This window comes from Ideonella sp. (genome assembly GCF_036277275.1).
Taxonomy (GTDB): domain Bacteria; phylum Pseudomonadota; class Gammaproteobacteria; order Burkholderiales; family Burkholderiaceae_C; genus Ideonella.
In genome coordinates, this window is record NZ_DASUNH010000029.1 from 1 (window position 1) to 9,570 (window position 9,570).

A 9,570-nucleotide genomic window follows, 5' to 3' on the forward strand; every position below is an offset into this window, starting at 1 on the left:
TCGGTGTACCGCATCGCCGCCGCGTTGTCGCCGTCGACCGAGCCGAAGTTGCCTTGGCCGTCGATGAGCATGTGGCGCATCGAGAAGTCTTGCGCCATGCGCACCGCGGTGTCGTACACCGATTGGTCGCCGTGCGGATGGCGCAGGATTTCTCGCTGCGCCACATGCTGGTCGATGGCCAGGGCAACTTCGGCTCGGTCGACGGCGACAACGCCGCGGCGATGCGGTATACCGAAATCCGCCTGTCGAAGATCGCCCACGAGATGCTGGCCGACATCGACAAGGAGACCGTCGATTTCGGTCCCAACTATGACGGCTCCGAGAAAGAGCCGCTGGTGCTGCCGACTCGGTTGCCCAACCTGTTGGTCAACGGCGCGGCGGGCATCGCGGTCGGCATGGCGACGAACATCCCGCCGCACAACCTGAACGAGGTCGTCGACGCCTGCCTGCACTTGCTGAAGGCACCTGAAGCGACGATCGACGAGCTGATGGAGATCATCCCGGCACCGGACTTCCCGACCGCCGGCATCATCTACGGCCTCAATGGCGTGCGCGAAGGCTACCGCACCGGTCGCGGCAAGGTGGTGATGCGCGCCAAGGTGCACTTCGAAGACATCGACCGCGGCGCACGCCAGTCGATCATCGTTGACGAGATCCCCTACCAGGTCAACAAGAAGACGCTGCTCGAGCGCATTGCCGAGCTGGTGCACGAGAAGAAGATCGAAGGCATCAGCCACATCCAGGACGAGTCGGACAAGTCCGGCATGCGGGTGGTGATCGAGTTGAAGCGCGGCGAAGTGCCCGAGGTGGTGCTGAACAATCTGTACAAGCAGACGCAGCTGCAGGACACCTTCGGCATCAACATGGTCGCGCTGATCGACGGCCAGCCGAAGCTGTGCAACATCAAGCAGCTACTCGAGATCTTCCTCGAGCACCGGCGCGAGGTGGTCACCCGCCGCACGGTGTACGAACTGCGCAAGGCGCGCGAACGCGGCCACGTGCTGGAAGGCCAGGCGGTAGCGCTTGCCAACATCGACGAGTTCATCCGCATCATCAAGGAGTCGCCGACGCCACCGATGGCCAAGACGGCGCTGATGGCCGTGAGCTGGGATTCGTCGCTGGTGCGAGAGATGCTCGCCCGCGCCGAAGGCGAAACCCCCGGTGGCCGCGAGGCCTACCGCCCCGAAGGCTTGCCTGCTCACTACGGCATGCAGCCTGATGGGCTGTATCGCCTGTCGGACGAACAGGCCAGCGAGATCCTGCAGATGCGCCTGCAGCGCCTGACCGGCCTGGAGCAGGACAAGGTCTTCGGTGAGTACAAGGAAGTGATGGCGGTCATTGCGGACCTGCTGGACATTCTGGCCAAGCCCGAGCGCGTGACCACCATCATCAGCGGCGAGTTGACCGCACTGCGGCAGGAATTCGGCCAGACCAAGGTGGGCGCACGCCGCTCGGTGGTCGAGCACAACGTGCAGGAGCTGGGCACCGAAGACCTGATCACGCCGACCGACATGGTGGTGACGCTCAGTCACACCGGCTACATCAAGAGCCAGCCGCTGGCCGAGTACCGCGCGCAACGCCGCGGCGGCCGCGGCAAGCAGGCTGCACAGACCAAGGAAGACGACTGGATCGACCAGCTCTTCATCGCCAACACGCACGACTGGATTCTTTGCTTCAGCAACCGCGGTCGCGTCTATTGGTTGAAGGTGTGGGAAGTGCCGCAAGGCGGCCGCGCCTCGCGCGGCAAGCCGATCGTCAACATGTTCCCGCTGCAGCCGGAAGAGAAGATCACCGTCGTGCTGCCGCTCACGGGTGAGTTCCGAAGCTTCCCCGCCGACCACTACATCTTCATGTGCACGGCGCTCGGCACGGTCAAGAAGACCGCACTCGACGAGTTCAGCAACCCGCGCAAGGCCGGCATCATCTCTGTCGATCTGGACCAGGGCGACCATCTGATCGGTGCGGCGCTGACCGACGGCAAGCACGATGTGATGCTGTTCTCCGACGGCGGCAAGGCAGTGCGCTTCGACGAAGACGACGTGCGTTCGATGGGCCGCAATGCCCGCGGCGTGCGCGGCATGATGCTCGACGATGGTCAATCGGTGATCGCGATGCTGGTGGCCGAAGACGAAACCCAGAGCGTGCTGACCGCCACCGAGAACGGCTACGGCAAGCGCACGTCGATCGTCGAATACACCCGCCATGGCCGCGGCACCAAGGGCATGATCGCGATCCAGCAAAGCGAACGCAACGGCAAGGTCGTGGCCGCCACGCTGGTGCGGCCTAACGATGAGATCATGCTGATCACCGACAAGGGTGTGCTGGTTCGCACCCGGGTCAGCGAAATTCGGGAGCTCGGCCGCGCCACGCAAGGCGTGACGCTGATTGCGCTCGACGACGGCTCCAAACTCTCCGGTCTGCAGCGCATCGTCGAAAACGATGCCCAGCCCGACATCGACAACGAAGCAGAAGGCGGCTCGCCGTCCAACGAGGAAGGTGACGCATGATGCCCCGTACGATGACGAAACCGGCGCTGCTGGCGCTGGCGCTGTTCGCGGCCCTTCCCGCGGCCCAGGCTCAGACGAAGAAGGAGCTGGCGGCCAAGATCGTCCAGCTGCAGCAGCCCGCAGTCGATGCCATTGCCGCTGGCATCGCGCGTGACACGGCCGGGCGTCTGATGGAAGCGGCCGGCCAGGCCTTGCAGGGCGTGCCTGCCGACAAGCGCGAAGCGCTGGGCAAGCAGGTGCAGGCTGATGTGAAGGCGTTCTACGACGACGTGCAAGTACGCCTGCACGACAGCGCGGTCAAGAATGGCCCGCTGGTGCTGGGCCCGTTGTTCGAAGAGAAGTTCACCGAAGATGAATTGAAGCAGACGGCGGCCTGGCTCGAATCGTCTGCCGCGAAGAAGTACCAGCAGCTTGGCGGCGAGATGCAGTCGCAGCTGTCACGCAAGCTGGTGGAGGACACCCGCGCCGCCATCGAGCCCAAGCTGAAGGCGCTGGAGCAGACACTGCAAAAGCGCTTCAGCCAGGCAGCGCCCGCCGGTGCCGCCAGCGCCCCGAGCGCCGTCGCCTCCGGCGCGAAGCCCGCCGCCCCCGCCAAGAAGAAGTAAGCCCCCAAGCACATCCGCATGCCCACAGCGCCCCAACGCCCATTCAATTTCGCCGCCGGCCCGGCCACGCTGCCCGAGCCGGTGCTGCGCCAAGCGGCCGAAGAGATGCTGGACTGGCATGGGTCCGGCATGGGCGTGATGGAGATGAGCCACCGCGGCAAGGAGTTCATCAGCATCTACGAAGATGCCGTGACCACCCTGCGTGAGCTGCTGGCGGTGCCGCCCAACTTCCACATCCTGTTCATGCAGGGCGGTGGCCTCGGCGAAAACGCGATCGTGCCGATGAACCTGGCAGGCCCCCGGCCCGGTGGCCTGGTCGACGTCGTCGTCACCGGCTCGTGGAGCCAGAAATCGCTGAACGAAGCGCAGCGCTATGCCGATGCGCGTGCCGCGGCGAGCAACGAGGGCGACGGTCGCACCGCGCTGCCGCCGCCCGCGTCGTGGGCCTTGCGCGAAGGCACTGCCTATGTGCACGTGTGCTCGAACGAGACCATCGACGGCCTCGAGATGGCCACGCTGCCGGACCTGGCCGCGCTGGGTTGCCAAGCACCGCTGGTGGCCGACTGCTCCTCGCACATCCTGTCGCGCCAGATCGATTGGTCGCGCGTCGGCGTCGCCTTTGCCGGCGCGCAGAAGAACATCGGCCCCGCCGGTCTGACGCTGGTGTTCGTGCGCGACGACCTGCTCGGCCGTGCACTGCCGATCTGTCCGTCGGCCTTCGACTACTCGATCGTCGCGGCGCACGGCTCGATGTTCAACACGCCGCCGACCTACGCGATCTACATCGCCGGCCTGGTCTTCCAGTGGGTCAAGGCCCAGGGCGGCGTGGCCGAGATGGACCGGCGCGCGGCGGAGAAATCCGCCCTGCTGTACGACTACCTCGACACCTGCGACGGCTTCTACCGCAACCGCGTCGCGAAGGACGCCCGTTCACGCATGAACGTGCCCTTCTTCCTCACCAACGAAACCCTGAACGACGCCTTCCTGGCCGGCGCACGCGAAGCCGGTTTGTTGCAGCTCAAGGGCCACAAGTCCGTCGGCGGCATGCGGGCCTCCATCTACAACGCCATGCCGCTGGCCGGGGTGCAGGCCCTGGTCGGCTACATGAAGGACTTTGCCCGCCGCCATGGCTGACCCCGCTGCCCCCAACATCCAACCCGATCTGCTGGCGCTGCGCGAGCAGATCGACACGCTGGACCGCGAACTGCTGGCGTTGCTGAACCGCCGCGCCGGCCTGGCATTGGCTGTCGGTGACCTGAAGAAGAAGGAAGGCTCGGTCGTCTTCCGGCCTGAGCGTGAGGCCCAGGTGATCGACGGCCTGAAGGCTGCGAACCCCGGGCCACTGGGCACCGACAGCGTGGCGCCGATCTGGCGCGAGATCATGTCGGCCTGCCGGGCGCTGGAGACGCCGACGCGCGTCGCCTACCTGGGCCCGGCCGGCACCTTCAGCGAAGAGGCCGCGCTCGGATTTTTCGGCTCATCGATCGTGCGCGTGCTGTGCGCGAGCATCGACGAAGTCTTCGCGATGACCGCCGCCGGCGCCGCCGACTTCGGCGTGGTGCCGGTCGAAAACTCGAACGAAGGCGTGGTCGCACGCTCGCTCGACATCCTGCTGACGACACCGCTGTTCATCATCGGCGAGACCAGCCTGTTCGTGCGGCAGAACCTGCTGCGCAAAGAGAACTCGCTCGACGGCATCGAGGTCGTCTGCGCGCACCCGCAGGCGCTGGCGCAGTGCCACGGCTGGTTGTCGAACCACCTGCCGCACGCTGAGCGCCGCCCGGCGTCGAGCAACGCCGAAGGCGCGCGTCAAGCCGCGCTGGACCCAAAGATGGCCGCGATCGCCAGCGTGCGTGCCGGCAGCGAATACGGCCTGCACCTGGTTGCCCCGGCGATCCAGGACGATCCGCACAACCGCACCCGCTTCGCGATCGTCACCGACCCGCACCGTCACCCGGCGCCGAAGGCCTCGGGCCATGACTGCACCAGCCTGATCGTGTCGGTGACCAACCGGCCCGGCGCGGTGCATGACATGCTGGTGCCGCTGAAACAACACGGCGTGTCGATGACACGCTTCGAATCACGCCCTGCCCGATCAGGCCAGTGGGAGTACTACTTCTACATCGACCTGCAAGGCCACCCGGACGAACCGCACGTGAGCACCGCGCTGAAGGCGCTGCGCGACGCCTGCGCCTTCTTCAAGGTGCTGGGCACCTACCCGCTGGACGTTCACTGACCGAATGCCGACGATGTTCAAGCAGCTGGGGCTGATTGGTTGTGGCTTGATGGGCGGCTCGTTCGCGCTGGCAATGAAGCAAGCCGGCCTGGTCGAGCGCATCATCGGCTACAGCAAATCGCCGTCGACCACCGAGCGCGCGCGCCAGATGGGGGTGATCGATCAAGCCGCCGAATCGGCGCTGCTGGCCGTGTCGGGCTCCGACATCGTGCTGCTCGCAGTGCCAGTGGCCGCCACCGACATCACCTTCCGCGCGATCCGCCATTTGGTGAATCCCGACGTACTGTTCATGGACGTCGGCAGCACCAAGCGCGACGTCGTCGACGCCGCGCGCCGTGTACTGAAAGAGCGAGTCGGCGCCTTCGTGCCGGCCCACCCGATCACCGGCAAGGAACTGGCCGGCGTGCAGTACGCCGATGTCGACCTGTACAAGGACCGCCAGGTCATCCTGACCCCGATCACCCAGACCTCACCGGTGCTGCTCGACAAAGCGCGCGCGGTGTGGGGGGCGCTCGGCGCCCACGTGCAGGAAATGACGCCCGAGGCACACGACGCGGCCTTCGCCGCGGTGAGCCACTTGCCGCATCTGCTGGCCTTCGCCTACTTCACCGGCATCCTGCAGCAAAAGGAAAGCGAGCAGTTCCTCGCATTGGCCGGCCCCGGCTTTCGCGACTTCACCCGCATTGCCGCCAGTGACCCGGCAATCTGGCGCGACATCCTGATCGCCAACCGCGAAGAGATCCTCAAGCAGAGCGAACGCTTCCGCGGCGCACTGGGCGTGCTGGAGCAGGTGCTGCGCGATTGCCAGGGCGAGGCGCTGGAAGCGCTGGTGACCGGTGTCTCGCACACGCGCAGCCACTGGCGCATGGGCGCCGGCAAGGCCCCGAAGAAATAGCCGTCAAACTGCCGTCGTTGCCCCCGGCCGGCCGGGCCTTGTCCATGTACTCAACCGCCTTCCTCGATCTCCCTCCCCTGGTCCGCGCTGGTGGCACCGTGCGTCTGCCCGGCTCCAAGAGCATCTCCAACCGGGTGCTGCTGCTGGCCGGCCTGGCCGAAGGCACAACGGCGGTCCATGACCTGCTGGATTCCGACGACACCCGCGTGATGCTGGACGCGCTGGCCGCGCTGGGTTGCACACTCGCACGCGAAGGCGCGGTACTGCAGGTCACCGGTATCGGCGGCCAGCTGCGCACGCGTGAGGCGGCGCTGTTCCTCGGCAACGCCGGCACCGCGATGCGGCCGCTGACCGCTGCGCTGGCCGTGCTGGCCGCCACGCAGGGCGGGGCCTTCGAGCTGAGCGGCGTGCCGCGCATGCACGAGCGGCCGATCGGCGACCTGGTCGATGCGCTGCGCCAGCTGGGCTGTCCGGTGACCGACCTCGGCCGCGCTGGCTACCCACCATTGCGGGTGGGCGATGGCCTCTTGCATACGCTGAACACCGAGGCGCCGATCCGCGTCCGCGGCGATGTGTCCAGCCAGTTCCTCACAGCCCTGCTGCTCGCGCTGCCGCTGGTTGCCGTCGACCGTGCCATCACGATCGAGGTCGACGGCGAGCTGATCTCCAAGCCCTACATCGACATCACGCTGCGCCTGCTCGAACGCTTCGGCATCGCGGTTCAACGCGAAGACTACGCCAGCTTCGTGATCCCTCAAGGGTCGCGCTACCAGTCGCCGGGCAGCATCCACGTCGAAGGCGATGCGTCGTCGGCATCGTACTTCGTCGCGATGGGCGCCATTGCCGGCGTGGACGCACCGGTGCGCATCGAAGGCGTCGGGTTGGATTCGATCCAGGGCGACATCCGTTTCGTCGACGCGGCCCGTGCCATGGGCGCCCAGATCGAAGGTGGCCCGGGCTGGCTCGAAGTTCGTCGCGGCGCATGGCCCTTGAAGGCCTTTACGCTGGACTGCAACCACATCCCCGACGCGGCGATGACGCTGGCCGTGATGGCGCTGTACGCCGACGGCCCGACGCGGCTGACCGGCATCGCCAGTTGGCGCGTGAAAGAGACCGACCGCATCGCCGCGATGGCGGCCGAACTGCGCAAGCTGGGCGCCACCGTCGTCGATGGTGCCGATTTCATCGAAGTTGCGCCGCCCAAGCGCTGGCAGGCGGCGGTGCTGCATACCTACGACGACCATCGGATGGCGATGTGCGGCTCGCTGGCAGCTTTCAACCCGTTGGCTGCCACAGCGGGCGGCGCCAGCCTGCCGGTCCGCATCGTCGACCCCCGCTGTGTCGGCAAGACCTTCCCTGACTACTTCGAAGCCCTGTTCGACCTCGTCACCCCCGCATCGGGCGGCGTGCCGGTGTTGACCGTCGACGGCCCCACCGCGTCCGGCAAGGGCACGCTGGCCGCCGAACTGGCCCACCGGCTCGGGTACCACCTGCTCGATTCCGGTGCGCTGTACCGCGCCACGGCCCTGGCCGCGCAGGACGCCGGCATCTCGCTCGAAGACGAACCAGCGCTGGCCGTCTTGGCGGCCCGGCTGGAAGTCCGTTTCACCGGTCATCAGGTTTTCCTGGGCGGGCGCGACATCACCGACCCGCTGCGGCTCGAATCCACCGGCGGCATGGCTTCGCGCGTCTCCGTGCACCCGGCCGTGCGCAAGGCGCTGCACGGCCTGCAATTGAGCTTTCGCCGCGCCCCGGGCCTGGTGGCCGACGGGCGCGACATGGGCACCGTCGTCTTCCCCGAAGCCGACCTGAAGGTGTTCCTCACCGCGAGCGCCGACGCGCGCGCCGAGCGACGCTATAAGCAATTGATTTCCAAGGGAAATTCGGCTAATATCGATAGTCTTCGAGCTGATTTGCAGATGCGCGACGAGCGCGATAAGAACCGCGCCGTCGCACCGCTCAAACCCGCCGAAGATGCGATGCTGCTGGACAACTCCAGCCTCTCGGTCGAAGCCTCGGTCGAACAGGTGATGGGTTGGTGGCAGCAGCGCCGACCTTTCTGAGCGCAAGTCAGACGGGTCGTTAACCGGGCCCACCGCCCTTCCCTCCAGGCCCGCTCGGGCCGATCGAGGGCGGTGAACTCATCAACCTAACCCCTGCGGTGTCACGCACCGCAAGCCGCCGGTTCATTGCAAACCGGCCCCGAGGAAATCCACATGTCCCAGACTCAAGTCGCCGCCAGCACCGGTGGTGAATCGTTCGCCGCCATGTTCGAGGAAAGCCTGCAGCGCTCTGAAATGCGCTCGGGCGAAGTCATCACCGCCGAGGTGGTGCGCATCGAGCACAGTTTCGTGGTCGTCAATGCCGGCCTGAAGAGCGAAGCCTATGTGCCGATCGACGAATTCAAGAACGACACGGGCGAGATCGAGGTCCAGGTCGGCGACTTCGTGTCGGTGGCCATCGACGCGGTCGAGAACGGCTACGGCGACACCATCCTGTCGCGCGACAAGGCCAAGCGCCTGGCCTCGTGGCTCTCGCTGGAAACCGCGCTGGAATCCGGCGACTTCGTCACCGGCACGGTCAGCGGCAAGGTCAAGGGCGGCCTGACCGTCCTGGTCAACGGCATCCGCGCCTTCCTGCCCGGCTCGCTGCTCGACACGCGTCCGGTCAAGGACATGAGCCCGTTCGAGGGCAAGACCATGGAGTTCAAGGTCATCAAGCTCGACCGCAAGCGCAACAACGTCGTGTTGTCGCGCCGTGCCGTGGTCGAAGCCTCGATGGGCGAAGAGCGCGCCAAGCTGCTGGGCACCCTGGCCGAAGGCTCGGTGGTCACCGGCGTGGTCAAGAACATCACCGAATACGGCGCGTTCGTGGATTTGGGCGGCATCGACGGCCTCCTGCACGTCACCGACATGGCGTGGCGGCGCGTGAACCATCCGTCCGAGGTGGTGAACATCGGCCAGACCGTGAAGGTCAAGATCATCAAGATCAACCACGAGACGCACCGCATCTCGCTCGGCATCAAGCAGCTCCTGGCCGATCCGTGGGAAGGCATCGCCGCCCGCTATCCGGTCAATGCGCGGCTGAAGGGCCGGGTCACCAACATCACCGACTACGGCGCCTTCGTCGAACTCGAGCCGGGCATCGAGGGACTGATCCACGTCTCCGAGATGTCGTGGACCAAGAAGAATGTCCATCCCGGCAAGATCGTTTCGACCTCCCAGGAAGTCGAGGTGATGATCCTCGAGGTCGACCCGGTGAAGCGGCGCATCTCGCTCGGTCTCAAGCAGACCCTCGCCAATCCGTGGGAGACCTTCGCGGCCAAGT

6 protein-coding genes and 2 pseudogenes are annotated in these 9,570 nt (G+C 66.3%); 7 read left to right on the forward strand and 1 reads right to left on the reverse strand.

The features are described from left to right. Positions 1-140: pseudogene (locus VFY73_RS06760) on the reverse strand (DNA gyrase subunit A); the annotation flags it as partial. On the opposite strand from VFY73_RS06760, the pseudogene gyrA reads away from it, so the two are divergent. From gyrA to VFY73_RS06795, 7 genes and pseudogenes are all read left to right on the forward strand, one after another. Continuing rightward, positions 132-2,507, forward strand: a pseudogene (gene gyrA, locus VFY73_RS06765) (DNA gyrase subunit A); the annotation flags it as partial. The pseudogenes VFY73_RS06760 and gyrA overlap by 9 nt on opposite strands. Beyond that, on the forward strand, positions 2,504-3,112 hold the full coding sequence (locus tag VFY73_RS06770) for a hypothetical protein (RefSeq protein WP_329717164.1): 609 nt from the start codon (positions 2,504-2,506) through the stop codon (positions 3,110-3,112). The pseudogene gyrA and the gene VFY73_RS06770, both read left to right, overlap by 4 nt. An 18-nt stretch (positions 3,113-3,130) precedes the next feature. Beyond that, positions 3,131-4,246: a 3-phosphoserine/phosphohydroxythreonine transaminase gene (gene serC, locus VFY73_RS06775; RefSeq protein WP_329717165.1), complete on the forward strand. Its 1,116-nt coding sequence runs from the start codon at positions 3,131-3,133 to the stop codon at positions 4,244-4,246. Further along, complete coding sequence (gene pheA, locus VFY73_RS06780) at positions 4,239-5,348, forward strand: prephenate dehydratase (RefSeq protein ID WP_329717166.1); 1,110 nt, start codon at positions 4,239-4,241, stop codon at positions 5,346-5,348. The genes serC and pheA overlap by 8 nt, the downstream gene beginning before the upstream one ends. 13 nt (positions 5,349-5,361) lie before the next feature. Continuing rightward, complete coding sequence (locus tag VFY73_RS06785) at positions 5,362-6,243, forward strand: prephenate dehydrogenase (protein WP_329717167.1); 882 nt, start codon at positions 5,362-5,364, stop codon at positions 6,241-6,243. Between the two features lie 44 nt (positions 6,244-6,287). Next, a complete protein-coding gene (locus VFY73_RS06790; RefSeq protein WP_329717168.1) occupies positions 6,288-8,306 on the forward strand; it encodes a bifunctional 3-phosphoshikimate 1-carboxyvinyltransferase/cytidylate kinase in 2,019 nt (672 codons plus the stop codon). A 153-nt stretch (positions 8,307-8,459) separates the two neighbouring features. Further along, positions 8,460-9,570, forward strand: a 1,111-nt coding sequence (locus tag VFY73_RS06795) for a 30S ribosomal protein S1 (protein WP_329717169.1), incomplete at its 3' end; no start/stop codon positions are given.